The following is a 17,763-nucleotide window of genomic DNA, read 5'->3' as shown; positions in this document are numbered from 1 at the left end:
ATACAAGGACGTTAGGTGAAATTACTGTAAACGAAATATGAAAGGAATACTTGAATGCAAAATCTAAATACGTGGCCTACTTCTACACCGAAAGAGTATAAAATAAATATTGAATTGATGGGGAAGTTCATCAAGTCCGTTGAGAAGGCGAAAATTAAAAGCTGTTTGGTTTTAAAGCAAGGAACATTAATTCATGAGTATTACAAAAGCAATAAAATTAGGGATAACCTGCAGAGGATTAATTCATGTACAAAAAGCATTATTTCCATATTGATAGGAATAGCGATTGATAAAGGTTTTATACCTTCGGTTAATATTACTATGGAGTATTATTTTCCTGATATTGTTTACAATCAAGCAGACCCGCGTAAAAAAGACATTACGATAGAACAGCTTTTGACGATGACCGTAGGGCTGGATTGGCCGGAGTTCGGTGAATGGAACTATATGCCTCCAATGTTTACCCACGATGTAGTAAAATTTGTGTTTGATAGGGAGTTAGTAGATGATCCGGGAAAACGAATGAACTATAATTCGGGTTGTTCTCATGTACTTTCCGCTGTATTAACCAAAGCCACTGGAATGAAGACTTCGGAATTTGCAGAACAGTATTTATTTAAACCTTTAGGTATAGACAGAGATTACCTTTGGTTCGAGGATGCAAAAGGCATTAGTTATGGTTCTGATGGGCTACGGTTACATCCGTATAATTTAGCAAAATTCGGGCAGCTTTACTTGCAGGACGGCATATGGAAAGGTAAGAGAATTGTATCATCGGAATGGGTCAAGAAATCTACAGATCCCTACTTGTTAACCTATGATTATATTGGTCATTATGCTTCTCATTGGTGGGTAGCAAAGTTAGATACCAATCATAATGATTTATCTTTAAACAACAGGATGTACTTCGCTATGGGAAGAAACGGGCAATTTATTATTATCATCCCAAGTTTACAAACGGTAGTCGTGTTTACAAGCACGTTAAAGAATACCATCAAACCTTTGGATTTTGTAAGGGAATACTTGGTTATGTCGATGGTTAACTAGCTAGAGTAACAAGAACGGTTATTACTGAACTAACATGTTTGAAAGTTAATCGGTGAAGACAGCAACTTCACCTAACACAGTATTCACGCAGCGGCTACACCTTGGTCAGCATAGGAAATTCAGGCTGTGTTCGCTGTCTGACAACTTGCTGCGCAAGTTCGTGAATACAATAACGTTATATGTCATGGGGGGAACTACGATTAAAACCCGATTAATTAGTACGAGAAGCATTATTATTTTCATTGTCCTAATAGGGACAATATATTTCTTATTCGAAGTTGTGAACAATAATCCAAGTAAGCCAAATTTTACTAAGGAGATTCAAGTTAAACTAATTTCAAGTACTGAGATGTCCAAGGCAGAATATACGAGAGATGGAATAGGTGCAAATATCATTTGGATAGATATTAATTTAAGTCAAGAAGATATTAATAATATTGCAACTTGGATTAATTCCGTGTCTGAATCAGAAATTACAGAGCTGGATCATATTCCCTCAAACAAAAGTATAAGTGCAGGTATTGTATTTAGATTAAAGGCCAAAAAAGAAATACGAATTCAATATGATCTTGAGAAGATTTATATAACGAGAACAGACATAAAAAATAGGCAAGTTATCTATTCAATCAATCAAGAAGAATTAAAGATTTTTTTTGATAAACATCTTAAGGGATTTTATTTTGGAGAAGACAAAGTAAAGGCTTTCTGATTGCATACCAGGAAGCCCCCACATCATATAACACAGTATTCACGCAGCGGCTTCGCTTTGCTCACTTTGATGCTTTCGGCAAAGTCGTAGATTCATGTGACAACTTCCTGCGGAAGTTCGTGAATACCTGAACGTTATATGTCATACCCCAAATCTGAAAAACGGAGAAGTTATATATGAATATTTCTATATTAGAAGGTCAATATGTAAGCTTAAAACCATTAGAAATACAGCATATTGAAGAATTATATAATTGCTCGAGAGATTTAGAGGTATGGGAATATCTCCCTAAAAAAATCAAGACAATAGATGAAATGAGAGTGTTTGTTGAAGAAGCAATATTTCTTAAAGAACGTGGAGATCAATATCCATTTGTGATGACAGATAAAATATCTAATAAAATAATCGGAATGACGCGTTTTCTACGGATTATCGAGCAAGACAAAACCTTGAATATTGGATGGACCTGGTATTCCATGAAAGTATGGAGAACGGTAGTAAATACAGAAACTAAATATTTATTACTGAAATATGCTTTTGAATTTTGGAATGCATTAAGAGTTGAAATGATAACTACACTAGTACATACCAAATCACAGAAAGCAATTGAACGATTAGGAGCAAAAAGGGAAGGTATTTTTAGAAAGAAATATAGAAACCAAGATTATGTGTTTTTTAGCATTATCAACAATGATTGGTCTGATGTAAAGCATCGTTTAGAAGGATTACTCACAGGAGAGGGGTACGACATATAACACAGTATTCACGCGGCGGCTCCGCCTTGGTCACTTGATGCTTTTGGCAGAGTAGTAGAGGCAGTGACAACTTCCTACGGAAGTTCGTGAATACAAGAACGTTAGGTGAAACATCTGGATTGGATAAAACATATTTAAGAGATTCTGAAAGAAATTATGTGATTAATTTCAAAAATATGAATTAGAAGATGTTTTAAGGAATTCAAAATACATAACTTCGTTGATTACTTTTCGGATTATCATCAAGTGATGCTCTAGTTGGAGATCCAACACGGAGCTAAGTTCTGAAAATCAAATCCTTCACAAACAACTTTAGTGAAATTTATGAAAACACACAAGTGCAGATATCAAATAGTTTTAGTAAACAGGTAGAGTAATCACATTCCGAAATAATCATAAAAATTTCGGGATTTCTGATGATGGATAAATATCTATAAGAATACAGAAGGGAGATGATATTAGATGAGACTAGATTTATATAGAATCTTACCTCAAATCATATTTATTGGATTGATCGTATTGTTTTTTGTGAGTTTTTGGTTATTTGTAAGTCGAATGATAACTAGTAGAAGAAACACAGAAATTTCAGTCAGAAGAATAGAAGAAAAATTGGATTTAATCATTGAAAAAATCGAAAAAATTTAAATTGGTAAACACATACTAAGTATACTGGTAATTCAAGAAGTCAGATTCATCACCTAACATAAGATTCACGCTGCGGCTACGCCTTGGTCAGCAGAGGAAATTCAAAAATGTATTTGCTGTCTGACAACTTTCATTCGCAAATTCGTGAATCAAGAAACGTTAGAGGAAATTCTTGAACCGTAATTAAACAAAGATACTACAAACGAGGTGATATAATTTGATACATTCAAAGAAAAGATTATATTTTTTAGACAATTTAAAAGTGTTTTTAATTATGCTTGTCGTTGCACATCATGCGGGTCAACCTTATTCAGGTGCCGGATGGTGGTGGTATTTTACAACAAATAACTCACCTGGATTGGGATTCTTTTTTGGTGTAAATGCAGCTTTTTTTATGAGTCTATTCTTTTTGATTTCGGCGTATTTAGTCCCACCTTCTCTTGAAAGGAAAGGAGTTGGTCCATTTCTAAGAGAACGATTTATTCGATTGGGTATTCCGCTGGCTATTGGTTTTGTATTACTAATACCGTTTTCATGGCCTGAGATTAATTTCGGTCACTTATGGTTTCTCCAACATCTATTGATTTATGTTGTGATTTACGCAATCATTCAGTTGTTTATTAGAAAATACATGAAAGATCGAACGGAATACGTTCGCAAACCATTTCCTAATCAAACCGTCATCATACTTTTGAGTATTTTTGTGAGCTTGTTGACTTTTTTTATCCGTATTAAGTTTCCTATCGGTCATTGGATTGGATTTCTTGGAGTTATTCAAACTGAATTTGCCCATGTTCCACAATATATGTTCTATTTCATTTTTGGACTTGTTGCAGCGAGAAATAATTGGTTTGAGAGAATTCCTAAATATATTGGTATTACGTGGCTATTAGTCGGGGGAGTAATTGCATTACTTATGTATGCAGGTAAAATAACATATTTTCAAGCGGGTGGCTTGAATTGGGGAAGTCTAGGGTATTCCTTTACTGAAACATTCTTATGTTCAGGACTATGTATTGGATTAATATACTTGTTTCAACTAAAAGCCGATAAATCTAATGTAATAATGATGATGTTGTCATCGAATGCTTTTGCAGTATATGTTTTTCATGTTCCCATCGTTGTTATGTTACAATATATCGTTGAACCTTTACCAGTATCTGCATACTTCAAATTTTATTTAGTAGTTGTATTAGGAATTTCACTGAGTTTTTTGTTTAGTCATTTTATAATAAGAAAAATTCGCTATTTGAAAAAAATGTTTTAGAAACCGTTTCGATAGTGTGATTCGATGTAGGTGAGAACTTCCGATAACACAAGATTACTACTGCGGGCATTCGCCCTTGATCGCTAAGAATGATTTCTAAGAAGAATATTCAGGCGATACATTCAACCAGCTAAGTCTGACGACCCGTTCCCTTCGGTCACTTAAGCCGCTTGAACGTCAGAAATGCGGCAAAGTTAGGCGAAACCCTTGAAAATAATTAGAAATTGGGTGATTTCAAAGATGCAATATACTATTAGACCAATAAGTCAAAATGATATTTCTTTCTTATGGGAAATGCTGTATGAATCATTATTTGTTCGAGATGGCCAAGAGGTATTCAGCAAAGAGATAATTAACGAGCCTTTCTTATTGAAGTATGTTGAAGGATGGGGTCGACAAGGAGACTTTGGATTTATTGCGATAAGTAATGAAGCTCAGCCAATTGGTTCTATAACAGCTCGATTTTATAATGAGAGCAATAAGGGTTTGGATATGTTGATGAAGATGCACCGGAGATAGGAATGGCACTATTAAAGGAATACAGAGGGAGAGGAATTGGAACGGCTTTATTAGATGAATTATTCAAAGAAGCTACTAGGAAGAACATTAGTAGAATATCATTAAGTGTCGATCCGATTAATAAAGATGCGGTTAAACTTTATCAACGATTTGGATTTGAAGAAGTTTGCATGGTCGGCACATCAATAACTATGGTTGCAAATGTAAACAGAATTTTATTGTGACTAAAAAAAAATATGGGGGATTGAAATGAAAATTACCTTTAGAAGGTTCGACGATTCTTGTTATGATAACGTTTGCGATTTTTTGATTGAATTATCAAAAGATGACCGTAATCATATAAATTGGAATTGGGCAAGGTGGGAATGGATGTTTTTTCATCCTGAATTTAATAGTGACTTAATGGAGAAGATTGGCTTGTGGTATTGTAATGACGAGTTAGTAGGTATAGCAACCTATGACCACTATTTCGGTGAAGCATTTTTTGCAACGAAACAAGGGTTTAGAGAATTAGAAGAAGATATATTAGAATATGCTATTGTTACTTTCAGTAATGAGAACGGCCTTGGGGTTGCCGTGAATGACAAGGATACTCACACTCTAGATTTATTGCATAGTAAGAATTTTGTGGAGAATCATCTTACTGAAAACATACTTGAACTTACACTAGAGAATGCTGGCCTTGAATTTATAACTCCTGAAGGCATAATTGTAAAAAATATTGATATAAAAAATGACTTATATAAGCTTCATCATTTGCTATGGAAGGCATTTGAAAACGAGGGATCTGTACCTGTTGATGAAACTACTATGAATAAGCAAAAAGTGATGTTGTCAGCACCGAATTTGAATTCATTGATACACATTGTTGCAGAAAATACCGATGGGGAATATGTTGCATACTGCGGCTTATGGTATAGTCAGAAAACTGATTATGTTTATGTGGAACCTGTATGTACAATACCGGAGTATCGGGGTAAGGGACTTGGTAAGGCAGTGGTTTTAGAAGCCTTGAAAAGAGGTCGCTCCTTTGGGGCTGAAAAAGCATATGTTATTTCTGATAATTCTTTTTATAAGTCATTAGGATTTCAGCAGTTTTCACATTACACTTTCTATTGGCATAACATCTGATAAACATGAATACCTGAACCCAAAGAAATAATTTGATAGAATAGATAATAGAACAACACCCCTGAGAACTCACAACATAAATAGTCATCCAATACTTTACTCACGATCATCAATAGATGCACCAGTTGATGATCCAACTCCTAGATTAGTTGTAAAACCTTAACCCACTAAAAAACATAAATATTGAATGAAATCAAATGAATAGACCGAATCTTCAAGAGAAAAGCTCCGCCTTGGTCAATTGATGCTTTTAGCAGAGTAGTTTCATGTGACAACTTCCTACAGAAGTTCGTGAATACAAGAACATTATGCATAATTACCTAAAGTCAGATCTAAATAAAAATCAATAAATAGCATACCAAAGGGGTAGTTTAAATTGATTTATCCAAATGTTGAAACCGAAAGACTTTTCATCAGAATACTAAGTTTAGGAGATGTAGAAGCAGTCTATAAACATTTTTCATATCCAGAGGTAACGAGATTTATGGATATTGATGTATGTAAAGATTTGCGAGAAGCAGAAGAGATTATTGCTTTCCATATCCATGATTCGGGCTGTAGGTATGGGTTATTTAATAAAGAGACTAATGACCTTATCGGGACGTGCGGTTTTCATTGCTGGTCAACGGAGAATCAAGAAACAAAGGCCGAAATAGGTTTTGACTTATCTCCGTATTACTGGGGAAGAGGACTGATGCATGAAGCCTTGAAGAAGATTCTACGAATCGGATTTGATTTAATGAAGCTCGATTATATTGAAGCGACGACCGAAGTAGAAAATCTCCAGTCGCAAAGGCTTCTAAAGAAGATGGGATTTAATCAAGAGAGTGAATTAAAGGACAATTTAATGTTCTTTACCCTGAGAGATAAGGAATCATTTTGTAAGTAATTCAAAAGAACGGTAACTATGCATAACACAGTATTCAAGCAGCAAAATCTAAATACATAAAAGAAAGGTGATTCGTTGATGTTTTATGTTAATGCAAGGGCAATTATTGAACGTGATGGAAATGTTAGTACAGAAATAATCATTCAGACCCGAAATAAAAAGAATGAAGAATCACTAGAATTACCTGGTGGAAGATTAGAACTATATGAATCAATATTAGATGGACTGAGACGAGAAGTATATGAAGAAACCGGATTAACAGTTATAGAGGTAGAAGGTAGTCAAAAGCGTATAGATACACGTGGAATTAACCCAGATTTTGAAGTTGAGTGTTTAGAACCTTATTGTGTATACCAAACCATAAAGGGACCAGTTGATTCTATAGGTATGTATTTTATATGTAAAGTTGAAGGTAATCTCTTAGAAATAGGAGATGATACGACAAATATAAGATGGGAAACTGTTGATGAAATCTATAGACTAATGATTGAAGATCCAAGACAGTTTTCGGATGTTGATCGAGCGGGGTTAATGTACTATTTAAAACACAGGTTTGGAAAGCAATTCGAAGTAAGCAGTAGCATAACATAGTATGAGTCTTACATTGTATACACTGGTTCACGTATGAAATATAGTATCCAGATGGAAACGAAGTTGTGTTTGTAATGTTTATATTTAATGCACAAGCAGACTTAACAGGAAGAATCGCTGAAGATAATAAAACACTTATATATAGAGATAAAGAACAAGAGTCGTTACAGTTGGAGTTTAAATCGATAGATGAAATTAATATTAAAGAAATAAGCACTGTACAAAGGCTTTTAATAGAAGACTTAAAGAATGATATAAAATCTATATCCCGATATTAAGAACCAAATGTAGGATGACTCAAAGACTTCGTTATCATCATATAACAAAGCATTCACGCTGCGGCTGCGGCTTGGTCACTTTGATGCTTTGAGTAGAGTAGTAGAATCAGTGAAAATTTGTTACGCAAATTCGTGAATACCTGAACGTTATCGGAAAGATAGGCAAACAACTTAATAATTTCAAATACTTATAGTGAGTGAGGATTACCATGACAGATATTATTTTAGATAATATTAAGATCACACTAGGATCGAATGAAACTGACTATAAAGAGATTTGTAATAATTTATATCAATATAATGTTCATGCAACAAATGGACTACTAAAGACCCCCGGAAAAGATATTAATTTATTTTTAAGAGATGAATTAGGAAATGCAGTAGGAGGTTTATTCTGTGAAACTTGGTTAAATGGTTTGTACTTGGATGTTTATTTGCTCATACATGTACGTTTTCATACCAATCACCTGACTTTTATAAAAATATAGGATATGAAATATTTGGTATTAACGATGAATACCCTAATGGAATAAAACAATACTTTTTGAAGAAAAAATTAATATAAAATAAAATCCGACAAAAAAATGTTGGAGCCGTGCTTTGACAAATGGAATGATTACACCAACAGGCGGAGTAATTTATGAATCAAGCAATTTTCATGTCCGTCAGGAAGTCGCATATCCAATTAAAGGCTTAGTTATACTGGCATCTAAAAGACATTTTTACTGTATGAATGATAAAGATAATATGAAAGAGGTGATCGAAGGAATTGATATATTAAGAGATGGATTAAAGAATTTTCAAGTATCTCAAGATAACTTCATCTAACACAGTATTCATGCGGTGGCTACGTCGTGGTCACTTAGATGCTTTTGGCAGAGAAGTATAATCAGGGACAATTTGCTGCGCAAGATCGTGAATAACTGAACGTTATATGCAATCGCGAAAAATAAAAATAGAAACAAACTTAATCACCATGGAGGTGTTTACTTTGTTAATTAAAAACATTAGGCTTCTTACCGCTCAGCTTGAAGAACTTCAAAAATTCTACTCAAATATCTTGTGCTTGCCAATCATAGACGAAAATAATGATAATTTTACAATTCAGGTAGGGTGTTCTACCTTGACCTTCGAAAGAACTTTAAATTTGGGGGAATATCCTTTTTATCATTTTGCTTTTGATATCTCAAACAATAAACTTGAAGAATCGATAAAATGGTTAGAAGAAAGAGAAGTTAATCTAAACAAATTATCAGCCTCTACTTATCAATTATATTCAAAGACTTGGAATGCAACCTCGATTTATTTTTATGATCCAGCAGGGAACGTTCTTGAATTTATTGCTAGACATAGTTTAAACATCACAGCTCAAGGACGATTCCAATCAACTGATTTACTTCGAATTAGCGAGATCGGGCTTGTGGTGCCCGATGTACCATCAACTAGGAAGTTACTAAATTCAATGTTTTCGCTTACCGAATACAAGGATTATCACGACCGATTTTCAGCTGTTGGGGACGAAGTTGGCTTATTTATTTTGTCGGCGCATCAAAGGGTTTGGCTTGGGTCAGATAAACCGGCAAAAATATATAAAACGGAAGTAGTAATCGAAAGTGCTATTGAAAGCGAGCTTTATTTTTCTGACCTTCCGTATGTAATAATAGGTAAACAATAGAGACAGCTAGATTGAAAGTGAACTATACAAACTATGGTTCAAGCCCTACTTATTATGATGAAGATCTCTAACTAGTTTTAAATTATATCTACGATAAGATCGGCACGAGGTGGATTTACTATGCATGATTGCGAATACATCACCTAACACAGTATTCACGCAGCGGCTACGCCTTGGTCACTGTGATGATTTTGGCAGAAGTATAAGATACATGTTACAACTTCCTACGAAAGTTCGTGAATACAAGAACGTTATATGACATCGGGGGAAAGAAAAAAAACAAAATGGGGGTATGGTCAATGGGGCATGTTGAAGATCTAAGAAAGATAGTTGGCAATCAGCCGTTAATCCTAGTGAGACCTAGTGTTGCAATTGTAAATAGCTTTGGAAAAATACTATTAGTTAAATATCAAGACCAATCTTGGGGAATCCCTGGAGGGTTAATGGAACTTGGAGAGTCAGTTGAAGAGTGTCTTAGAAGGGAAGTAAAAGAAGAGATTAATTTAGATTTGGAAGCGCTTAGACTCTTTGGTGTGTTTTCAGGAAGTGAACTATTTACAAAATTAAGGAATGGACATGAATATTACAATATAATCATCGGATACATTTGCACAGATTTCAATGGTGAGATAAAGCCAGATGGCGAAGAAGTAATAGAAGCGAATTATTTTAATCTTACTGATTTGCCTGAGGGAACGCAACCATATATAAAAGAAAAATTGAAAGAATTAGGACCAAGATTGGAACAAATTTTTAGAGCAACTCAATGAAGTCCCCGACATCATATAACACAGTATTCACGCAGCGGCTACGCCTTGGTCACTCTGATGCTTTTGACAGAAGAAGTAGAATCAGTGACAACTACGCAGCGGACATTCGTCCTTGGTTGAAAGAAGTTGAAACATAGAAGAATACACACCAACACAGAACCCCACCTAGAGAAAGCAAGAGTAAGAAGATGGTGGGGTTCCGTCGTGAACCTCTGAACGTTATCCAAATTACCTAACGTTATAAAAAATTGGGGCAAAATACGGTAAGTTCAAAATATAAAAATGAGGTGTAACTTTGCCACACGTTAGAATCAGGTGTACTGGTTTGATTATAGAAGATGATTCAATTCTTCTAGTTGAATATGAAGATAATGGAACCCATTATAATTTACCTGGTGGAGGTTTAGAACCAGGCGAAACAATTGTTGATGGCGTTATCAGAGAAATTTATGAAGAAACCAATGCTGAAGTCGAGGTTGGAAAGTTGGCGTTGACATATGAGCTAGCTCCGCATAGACAGTCAGGAGATTATTCAGCGAATGAAAGTCATGGATTACATCTTATTTTTGAATGTAAATTAATTAATAATTCAATCCCACGACATCCTCATAATCCAGATCTTCATCAAGTTGCTGTTAAATGGATACCTGTAGATGAGTTAGAATCAATACTTTTAATTCCAAATATATCCAAACAAATTAAGAATTTCGTGGAAAATAGAGAGAGTATAAAGTTAATAGAAGACCATCAATTAGAAAGATTGAAAATATAAATTTATAGTATTACGGAGTTGGCCACAGCATGTGATAACACCGTATTCACGCTGCGACTCCGCCTAGGTCTCTTGATGCTTTTGGCAGAAGAAGCATGTTCAGTGACAACTTCCTGCGCAAGTTCGTGAATACAAGAACGTTATATGAAATCTTGCTAAGCCAATATTAAAACCATCATGTGAGGGGGATCATGAAGTATATGGAGAACCAAAATCAAAAATATCATGTACTTGCAAGGGGGATTATTATCTCCGAAGGAAACATATTAGTTGCCCACTGTAAGGGAATGGATAATACTTTTCTTCCAGGCGGTCATGTAGAATTTAGGGAAGGAATGAGAACAACTTTATCTAGGGAAATCAAAGAAGAACTTGGACAAATTTGCATTGTACAGGAATACTTTGGATGTGTCGAAGCTGATTTTGACCTTCCTAATACCTATCATCAAGAAATAAATCACTTATTTAGAGTTGTACTACCTAAGATCAATCATGATTTGAACCCTGAGTCTAAAGAGAATCATTTGGAATTTTATTGGATTAAGATAAATGAAATGGAAGAGCATAATCTACAGCCATATCCGGTAAGAGACATTATAGTGAGATATCTTAATAAAGAAGAAGGGCCTTTTTGGGAAAGTACATTTTAAGAACATTTTGAAAGAGGTTATTCGGAGAAGAAGAAGAAGAAGAATCCGTCGTCTAACATAAGATTCACGCGGCGGCTCCGCTTTGGTCACTTTGATGTTATTGGCAGAAGAAGCAGATTCAGTAACAACTTGCTGCGCAAGTTCGTGAATACAAGATACGTTATAAGAAATTGGCGCAATAAATAGAAACCAAAATAGAAAGAGGTGCTCAATGATCGCAAAACTGATTAGTTATATTCCGAGAGATTGGCTCGTTTATATGTATAAACACATGCCTTTTAATGGATTAAAGAATTGGATTGTTTACAGAGCACAATATAAGTTTTTAGTTGCAGTATTAGGAGTAATTACAAATGAAAAAGGAGAAGTGTTAATCCTTAAACATGAATATCGAAAAGAACCATGGGGAATCCCTGGTGGGTGGATGGAATTAGAGAAACCAGAGAATGGCCTAGAAAGAGAAATAAATGAGGAAACAGGACTTAAAGTCCATATTACTGGTCTAGCAAAAGCTATATATGGGAATAAACCCAATAGAGTTGATTTGATATTTAAAGGGAAGATAATAGAAGGAACATTTAAACCGAGTTCAGAAATATCTGAAATCATGTATTGTAGTATGGTTAATTGGCCAGAAGGATTACCAAATGAACAAATTAAACTTATAAAAGAAATATTAAGTGATGGTTAATCAAAGAAGGCCTCAACATCTTAGTATTCTCGAGAAAGGGTCTTACAGCAACTGAAAGTAAATAGTACGGGATTTAATGAAATCTTAGACCTTTCACTTGTAATTATAAGAAATCCCCTTGAGACAGAAGTAGAGCATACTGACTTTATAGTTAAAGTTCGGCCTTTTACTGAATGGATATTTACTGAAATTGAAAGAGCTTAATACCTTTTATGAATTTGTTTGCGGTTACCTAAGTGGATCCCAATTTAACTAGATTTATTCTATGGAAGGATAGGATTAGATATAGCACGTATGTTGATCACAAAATATTTTATAGAATGCATAAGATTCAAGATGTATTATGTGTATCAGTAAGGCAATGACATCACCTAACAATACATCTACGAGGCGGGCCGGCTACGCCGTCGTGGATTCGTGAACGTTCGGTGAAATTAATACAAGTGCGTATTAAGAGCGGAGGTATGCTAATGAATAATAAGCATTTTATTATTACAGGAACATCAAAGGGAATCGGAGAGCAACTAGCAAAGATGCTCCTCGAGAATGGTAGTTATGTGTACGGAATCTCAAGAAGTATTTCTGACAAGTTAGCTAAGTGCTCGAAGTACATTCACTTCAATTTTGACTTGAGTAATATTTTAGAAATTGAGCGGTTGCTTAATGGAGTTCTGGATCATATCGACATAAATACTTCCAAAATGGTATGCCTCATTAATAATGCTGCGATGCTCGAACCTTTGAAATCAATAGATCAATGTAGTGCTGAAGAAATTAATGAACATCTACAAACAAGTCTTGTTGCTCCAATGATTTTAACATCAAGCTTTATTAAAGCAACGGATAACATTTCAATAAGACGAAAGATAATTAATATATCTTCAGGGTCAGGGAGCTATCCAGCCCCTGGAATGAGTGTATATTGTACAGCTAAATCTGGAATAAATATGTTTACTCAATGTATTGGGTCAGAGCAATCGAAACGGAAATATCCTATTGAAATAGTAGCTGTTGACCCAGGAATGGTTGATACAGAAATGCAGGAAATCGCCAGAAGAAAGAATGATCAAGATTTTGAAATGGCAAAATTCTTTAAAGAGGCACATCAAACAGGACAAATACAACCTACAGAAGTACTTGGAAAGCAATTATTAATAATTATTGATAAGAAGTTTGAACCTGGAAAGCTAGTAAAGTATTTCGAAGCTTAATTCGGAGAAGGCATTGACATCACCTATCATAGTATTCACGCGGTGGCTACACCTTGTTCACTTTGATGCTTTCAGCTGAAGTAGCAACAATACTAGATCGTATCTCGTTGTAGTAAGTAGAAACGAACATCAAATCTAATCACAAGTTTCATCCTCGCACCATGAACCGCACCAGTTGGAGGTCCAACTATAATGTCAGACAACTCAGATGAAAACGATGAATCAAAAAAGAGTGAACAGAAACCTTAAGGGGAAAAAGCGATATAGATGAAGTCATTTAAGACATATAAAAATGATAGCATCGCAACATTTAGGTTTGTGAAGTATTTCAAGAAGTCAGATGCATCACATATCACCGTATTCACGCCGCGGCTACGCCTTGTTCACTTTGAATAACAGAATGTTTTTTCCGATGGGACGAAACGGGCAATTTATTATTGTCATTCCAAGTTTTCAGACTGTAGTTGTATTTACTAGCACGCTTGACAATACCATAAAACCTTTGGATTTTGTGCGAGACTTCATTATGAATTCAATAGAAGACAATTAAATTTAAAACTGTACAAGAAGGGGTTAGCTATATGAACACTAGAGGATTTACTAATTTACTACAGATTTTTCCGAGTGCTGATTTGAAGAAGACAGCTGAGTTTTATGAACATATTGGCTTCAAAGCAGTAAGTTATCTTAATTCATTAGAGCCACATATTTGCCTGTATAACGATCAGATAGAGATTGTTTTAATAAAATCAAATAAAGAATATATAGAACCAAATCGAGAAGTTCATGGATATGGATATGATGCGTATTTTATTACGGATAACCAAGAAGAAATGGAGGTGAATTTTAAGAAGCTAGGGATAAAGATCGTGAGACCTTTATTAACAACAGATTATAATAATAAGGAATTTGTATTTGAAGATATAGATAGAAGATGGATTGCTGTTGGTAAAAAACAGGAAGAGATTAGAGTCTGAAGATTGTATGAAATAAATTTCGAAGAGGTCCGAACATCTGATAACACCGTATTCACGCTGCGGCTACGCCTTGGTCAACAGACGGAATTCAGGATGTGTTTGCTGTCTGACAACTTGCTGCGCAAGTTCGTAAATACCTGAACGTTATATGGAATATCTGCAAGAGCATGTTAAGTGCAAAGTTACTAAAAGTCGTGTGTTGATTTCATATTCATACGATTAATCGAAGGGAAATTGGAGTGAGTCAACTTGTCATTAATAATTTCTAGTAAAATAAGTGTAAAGAGCAAAGATTACGTAAGAAACAAGATGATTGAGTTCAATCTAAATCATTTTCCTGACGATTTAAAAGGCCGATATCAGGAAATAAAGTTGCATTTAGTGAATCAGGATGGAAAGATATTCGGAGGTATAGTTGGAGAGTTTTGTTGGAATTGGTTGGAAATTCAATATTTTTTTGTTGATTCAGTACATCGAAAATCAGGATATGGAAGAGCACTACTAAGGGAAGCAGAGAAAATGGCTAAAGAAAAGAAATGTGATTTTATTAAGCTAGATACATTAAGTTTTCAAGCATTAGATTTTTATTTGAAAGAAGGTTTTCAGATCTATGGAACAATTGAGAATGCCGGAAGACACACACATTATTATTTAAAGAAAGATATATTAAACTGACTCTTTAGGTTGCTCGATGGAGGCAGATATAGCATATAATACTCTGTTCACGCAGCGGCTCCGCATTGGTCACTTTGATGTTATTAGAAGAAGAAGCAGATTCAGTAACAACTTCCTTTGGAAGTTCGTGAATATCTGAACGTTAAACGCAATATTGCCAGCGAAACTAATGTAGTGTGATTTGGAGGTGTTAAACTTGAAACAAGTTGGTCAAGGTAGGACAGCAGACATATTTGAACATCAAGAAGATGAAAATATGATAATTAAGCTTTATAAGAGGAGTTTCCCTGAAGATGCAATTAATCAGGAATTTCAGATTAGTAGCATAGTGTATTCTTTAGGTATTAATACACCTCAACCAATTGAGTTAATTCAGCTAGATAATAGGAAAGGAATAATATTTCGACGAATATCAGGAATCTCATTACTTAAGATCATCGAAAAGAGTCCTCTATCAATTAATAAGCATTCACGGAAGTTAGCAACATTACATCATAATTTACATGATCATTATGTGGTCGGAGAGCTAAGACAGCAAAAAAAAGTATTGAGCAATAATATTAATTCAGCATCTGTTCTTACAGAAAGCGAAAAGAATATAATAATTAACTATTTAGAAAAACTACCTCATGACAACAATAGGTTATGTCACGGAGATTTTCATCCTGGTAATGTGATGGTTGGCAATGAAAACTGGATTATTGATTGGATGACAGGAATGTATGGTAATCCTGCAGGTGATGTTGCCAGAACAGTCATTATACTTACTACTGGCACGATGCCCAATGGCACTCCGAAATATATTAAATCTGTTGTTAATTTTTTAAGGGGTAGATTGAAGAAAAAATACGTAAGGTGTTATTTGCAACTTTCAGGACTAGATTACGCTGATATCGATAGATGGATCTTACCAGTTGCTGCAGCAAGATTAGTAGAATGGATGCCTAAAGAAGAACAAGAGCAATTATTAAAAATCATTAAAGAACGATTGAAGGCAGTTACATAGAAGTGCAATACAGCAGCGTATAGCAATATGTTCACGCATAGGCGGACAAACCCCCACGGTCCGGTAAGATAAGTCTGAGAAGTGATTGCCGGGACACAACCGCTTCGCGGTCGATCCTCCGGACTTTAGAGTGGTGGGACGTCGTGAAAACGGAAACGTTATCCGAAAAAACCTAATGGAAAGGCGGGAAGTACCAATTAAAAAAACTGTATAAATCTTCTAAACATAAATCAATTTTCGGTGTATGTGGTGTCATTGCTGAGTTTGTAGGAATTTCACCATTTAGTATTAGATTGATTTTTTTAGTTACTTTACCAACATCAATCTTAGTATATGTCATTTTACTTAATTTAATGGAAGAGATAAACACACTCTAGGTAAGCAAAGTCATATCATAATCTCATTAATAGGGATTAATTCTATCGTTGAATAAAGATAAAAGAAAACAATCTTAAAGAGGATATTGAAGAAAATCATTCAATAATAATTACAAATGTCCAAACATCAGTTTCAATTCAGTCCTAAATTTCAAAAAAAACATTATAAGCAGTAAAGGTCAAAAATTAATATTCTTAAGCAGCCTCGAAGTAGGAGGTTACATCGGATAACACAGTATTCACGCGGCGGGCATTAGCCATTCGTTGGAAGAAGATATGACATAGATGAATATACAACGTAGTGAAAGCAAGATCTAGTAGTAGTGGGCTTCCGTCGTGAACCTCTGAACGTTATAGGAAATCAGAGCTAAATCATAATACGAATTTAGAGATGAGGATTTTTAATGGAGAAAAAATTGATATTAATTGATGGAATGCCTGGGTCAGGTAAGTCAACGACTGGAAGCTTTATAAGTGAAAGATTGAGTGAGTTGAATCTCCCAAATAGGTTTTATCACGAGCTAGAAGATAATCATCCATTACGAATATACGACAAGCAATTTACCTCATTCACTAATTTAGAAGAAGCAGAATGGTTTACTAATAAGGTTGTAGAGCTATTTACTAATTTTGTTAATGAAAAAATAGATCGAGATGAAATCACGATTATGGAGAGCTACGTTTTTCAGGATACTTTAGGCTTTGCTTTTAATATGCAAATGGACGAGCAAAGAATATTAGATCTGACAAAGAAAATACAATCTATTTTAAGCTGTCTTGATCCTGTTCTCATCTATTATTATCAAGTGAATGTAGAACAAAACTGGAGGTGGATATGTAATATTCGTGGACCTGAATTCACTCAAGATCGATGTGGACTTTATACAGATGATGATTTTATCGAGGCAAGCAAGTTCTGGACGAGAAATCAGAATTTTGTATCCAATATCGTTAAGGAGTGGGATATTCCAAAGCTAATAATAAGAAATGAAAATTATAACTGGGATGAGTATAGAAACAAAATAATTGATTTCTTAGAGTAACTCAAAGAAGGCGCTGATATCCTATAGCACCAGATTCACGTAGCGGGAGTTCGCCCTTGGTTGGAAGAAGTTATGTAGCGATGAA

24 protein-coding genes are annotated in these 17,763 nt (G+C 34.7%); all 24 read left to right on the top strand.

Going from position 1 to position 17,763, the window contains the following annotated elements; translation table 11 throughout:
• Positions 1–54: 54 nt before the first annotated feature.
• The 24 genes from AC1TO5_RS19755 (at position 55) to AC1TO5_RS19640 (ending at position 17,678) form a co-directional block, all read left to right on the top strand.
• On the top strand, positions 55–1,047 hold the full coding sequence (locus AC1TO5_RS19755; RefSeq protein ID WP_482064558.1) for a serine hydrolase domain-containing protein: 993 nt from the start codon (positions 55–57) through the stop codon (positions 1,045–1,047).
• 160 nt (positions 1,048–1,207) lie between these two features.
• Complete coding sequence (locus AC1TO5_RS19750) at positions 1,208–1,756, top strand: hypothetical protein (protein WP_482064557.1); 549 nt, start codon at positions 1,208–1,210, stop codon at positions 1,754–1,756.
• Positions 1,757–1,932: 176 nt separating this feature from the next.
• Entirely contained in the window at positions 1,933–2,511 is a 579-nt protein-coding gene (locus AC1TO5_RS19745) for a GNAT family N-acetyltransferase (protein ID WP_482064556.1), read from the top strand.
• Positions 2,512–2,973: 462 nt separating this feature from the next.
• A complete protein-coding gene (locus AC1TO5_RS19740) occupies positions 2,974–3,156 on the top strand; it encodes a DUF4083 family protein (RefSeq protein WP_482064555.1) in 183 nt (60 codons plus the stop codon).
• A gap of 217 nt (positions 3,157–3,373) precedes the next feature.
• On the top strand, positions 3,374–4,423 hold the full coding sequence (locus tag AC1TO5_RS19735; RefSeq protein WP_482064554.1) for an acyltransferase family protein: 1,050 nt from the start codon (positions 3,374–3,376) through the stop codon (positions 4,421–4,423).
• 240 nt (positions 4,424–4,663) lie between these two features.
• Complete coding sequence (locus AC1TO5_RS19730) at positions 4,664–4,942, top strand: hypothetical protein (RefSeq protein WP_482064553.1); 279 nt, start codon at positions 4,664–4,666, stop codon at positions 4,940–4,942.
• A 2-nt stretch (positions 4,943–4,944) separates the two neighbouring features.
• Positions 4,945–5,166 carry a GNAT family N-acetyltransferase gene (locus AC1TO5_RS19725; protein WP_482064552.1) on the top strand — a complete coding sequence of 74 codons (222 nt, stop codon included), beginning with the start codon at positions 4,945–4,947 and terminating at the stop codon, positions 5,164–5,166.
• 25 nt (positions 5,167–5,191) lie between these two features.
• On the top strand, positions 5,192–6,073 hold the full coding sequence (locus tag AC1TO5_RS19720) for a GNAT family N-acetyltransferase (protein ID WP_482064551.1): 882 nt from the start codon (positions 5,192–5,194) through the stop codon (positions 6,071–6,073).
• 376 nt (positions 6,074–6,449) lie between these two features.
• A complete protein-coding gene (locus AC1TO5_RS19715) occupies positions 6,450–6,962 on the top strand; it encodes a GNAT family N-acetyltransferase (RefSeq protein WP_482064550.1) in 513 nt (170 codons plus the stop codon).
• Between the two features lie 78 nt (positions 6,963–7,040).
• Positions 7,041–7,553: an NUDIX hydrolase gene (locus AC1TO5_RS19710; protein ID WP_482064549.1), complete on the top strand. Its 513-nt coding sequence runs from the start codon at positions 7,041–7,043 to the stop codon at positions 7,551–7,553.
• 74 nt (positions 7,554–7,627) lie between these two features.
• Positions 7,628–7,831, top strand: a complete 204-nt coding sequence (locus AC1TO5_RS19705; protein WP_482064548.1) for a hypothetical protein — start codon at positions 7,628–7,630, stop codon at positions 7,829–7,831.
• 209 nt (positions 7,832–8,040) lie between these two features.
• A complete protein-coding gene (locus AC1TO5_RS19700; protein ID WP_482064547.1) occupies positions 8,041–8,319 on the top strand; it encodes a hypothetical protein in 279 nt (92 codons plus the stop codon).
• A gap of 112 nt (positions 8,320–8,431) precedes the next feature.
• Positions 8,432–8,659: a hypothetical protein gene (locus tag AC1TO5_RS19695; RefSeq protein WP_482064546.1), complete on the top strand. Its 228-nt coding sequence runs from the start codon at positions 8,432–8,434 to the stop codon at positions 8,657–8,659.
• Between the two features lie 163 nt (positions 8,660–8,822).
• Positions 8,823–9,506 (top strand): VOC family protein, encoded by a 684-nt coding sequence (locus AC1TO5_RS19690; RefSeq protein ID WP_482064545.1) that lies wholly within the window; start codon positions 8,823–8,825, stop codon positions 9,504–9,506.
• A gap of 299 nt (positions 9,507–9,805) precedes the next feature.
• Entirely contained in the window at positions 9,806–10,276 is a 471-nt protein-coding gene (locus AC1TO5_RS19685; RefSeq protein WP_482064544.1) for an NUDIX hydrolase, read from the top strand.
• Positions 10,277–10,601: 325 nt separating this feature from the next.
• Entirely contained in the window at positions 10,602–11,048 is a 447-nt protein-coding gene (locus AC1TO5_RS19680; RefSeq protein ID WP_482064543.1) for an NUDIX domain-containing protein, read from the top strand.
• A gap of 200 nt (positions 11,049–11,248) precedes the next feature.
• Positions 11,249–11,698 (top strand): NUDIX domain-containing protein, encoded by a 450-nt coding sequence (locus AC1TO5_RS19675; protein WP_482064542.1) that lies wholly within the window; start codon positions 11,249–11,251, stop codon positions 11,696–11,698.
• A 211-nt stretch (positions 11,699–11,909) separates the two neighbouring features.
• Positions 11,910–12,389 (top strand): NUDIX hydrolase, encoded by a 480-nt coding sequence (locus AC1TO5_RS19670; RefSeq protein WP_482064541.1) that lies wholly within the window; start codon positions 11,910–11,912, stop codon positions 12,387–12,389.
• A 470-nt stretch (positions 12,390–12,859) separates the two neighbouring features.
• On the top strand, positions 12,860–13,600 hold the full coding sequence (locus AC1TO5_RS19665; protein ID WP_482064540.1) for an SDR family NAD(P)-dependent oxidoreductase: 741 nt from the start codon (positions 12,860–12,862) through the stop codon (positions 13,598–13,600).
• Positions 13,601–14,181: 581 nt separating this feature from the next.
• The gene (locus AC1TO5_RS19660; RefSeq protein ID WP_482064539.1) at positions 14,182–14,577 is read left to right on the top strand and encodes a VOC family protein; all 396 of its coding nucleotides are present in this window, start codon (positions 14,182–14,184) and stop codon (positions 14,575–14,577) included.
• Positions 14,578–14,826: 249 nt separating this feature from the next.
• A complete protein-coding gene (locus tag AC1TO5_RS19655; protein WP_482064538.1) occupies positions 14,827–15,252 on the top strand; it encodes a GNAT family N-acetyltransferase in 426 nt (141 codons plus the stop codon).
• 196 nt (positions 15,253–15,448) lie between these two features.
• Positions 15,449–16,258, top strand: a complete 810-nt coding sequence (locus tag AC1TO5_RS19650) for an aminoglycoside phosphotransferase family protein (protein WP_482064537.1) — start codon at positions 15,449–15,451, stop codon at positions 16,256–16,258.
• Positions 16,259–16,464: 206 nt separating this feature from the next.
• Positions 16,465–16,635 carry a PspC domain-containing protein gene (locus tag AC1TO5_RS19645; protein ID WP_482064578.1) on the top strand — a complete coding sequence of 57 codons (171 nt, stop codon included), beginning with the start codon at positions 16,465–16,467 and terminating at the stop codon, positions 16,633–16,635.
• Positions 16,636–17,039: 404 nt separating this feature from the next.
• On the top strand, positions 17,040–17,678 hold the full coding sequence (locus AC1TO5_RS19640; protein ID WP_482064536.1) for a P-loop NTPase family protein: 639 nt from the start codon (positions 17,040–17,042) through the stop codon (positions 17,676–17,678).
• Positions 17,679–17,763: the final 85 nt, after the last annotated feature.

The organism is Paenibacillus sp. Y930, from assembly GCF_056786375.1.
Note: the sequence above shows the minus strand (reverse complement) of the source record. Positions and strands in the feature narration are given on the sequence as shown.

Excerpts from the sequence above, each read along its gene's own strand:
- AC1TO5_RS19755 (WP_482064558.1), top strand. The coding sequence starts at position 55 with ATGCAAAATCTAAATACGTGGCCTACTTCTACACCGAAAGAGTATAAA.
- AC1TO5_RS19745 (WP_482064556.1), top strand. The coding sequence starts at position 1,933 with ATGAATATTTCTATATTAGAAGGTCAATATGTAAGCTTAAAACCATTA.
- AC1TO5_RS19740 (WP_482064555.1), top strand. The coding sequence starts at position 2,974 with ATGAGACTAGATTTATATAGAATCTTACCTCAAATCATATTTATTGGA.
- AC1TO5_RS19730 (WP_482064553.1), top strand. The coding sequence starts at position 4,664 with ATGCAATATACTATTAGACCAATAAGTCAAAATGATATTTCTTTCTTA.
- AC1TO5_RS19725 (WP_482064552.1), top strand. The coding sequence starts at position 4,945 with ATGGCACTATTAAAGGAATACAGAGGGAGAGGAATTGGAACGGCTTTA.
- AC1TO5_RS19720 (WP_482064551.1), top strand. The coding sequence starts at position 5,192 with ATGAAAATTACCTTTAGAAGGTTCGACGATTCTTGTTATGATAACGTT.
- AC1TO5_RS19710 (WP_482064549.1), top strand. The coding sequence starts at position 7,041 with ATGTTTTATGTTAATGCAAGGGCAATTATTGAACGTGATGGAAATGTT.
- AC1TO5_RS19705 (WP_482064548.1), top strand. The coding sequence starts at position 7,628 with ATGTTTATATTTAATGCACAAGCAGACTTAACAGGAAGAATCGCTGAA.
- AC1TO5_RS19700 (WP_482064547.1), top strand. The coding sequence starts at position 8,041 with ATGACAGATATTATTTTAGATAATATTAAGATCACACTAGGATCGAAT.
- AC1TO5_RS19685 (WP_482064544.1), top strand. The coding sequence starts at position 9,806 with ATGGGGCATGTTGAAGATCTAAGAAAGATAGTTGGCAATCAGCCGTTA.
- AC1TO5_RS19675 (WP_482064542.1), top strand. The coding sequence starts at position 11,249 with ATGGAGAACCAAAATCAAAAATATCATGTACTTGCAAGGGGGATTATT.
- AC1TO5_RS19670 (WP_482064541.1), top strand. The coding sequence starts at position 11,910 with ATGATCGCAAAACTGATTAGTTATATTCCGAGAGATTGGCTCGTTTAT.
- AC1TO5_RS19665 (WP_482064540.1), top strand. The coding sequence starts at position 12,860 with ATGAATAATAAGCATTTTATTATTACAGGAACATCAAAGGGAATCGGA.
- AC1TO5_RS19660 (WP_482064539.1), top strand. The coding sequence starts at position 14,182 with ATGAACACTAGAGGATTTACTAATTTACTACAGATTTTTCCGAGTGCT.
- AC1TO5_RS19640 (WP_482064536.1), top strand. The coding sequence starts at position 17,040 with ATGGAGAAAAAATTGATATTAATTGATGGAATGCCTGGGTCAGGTAAG.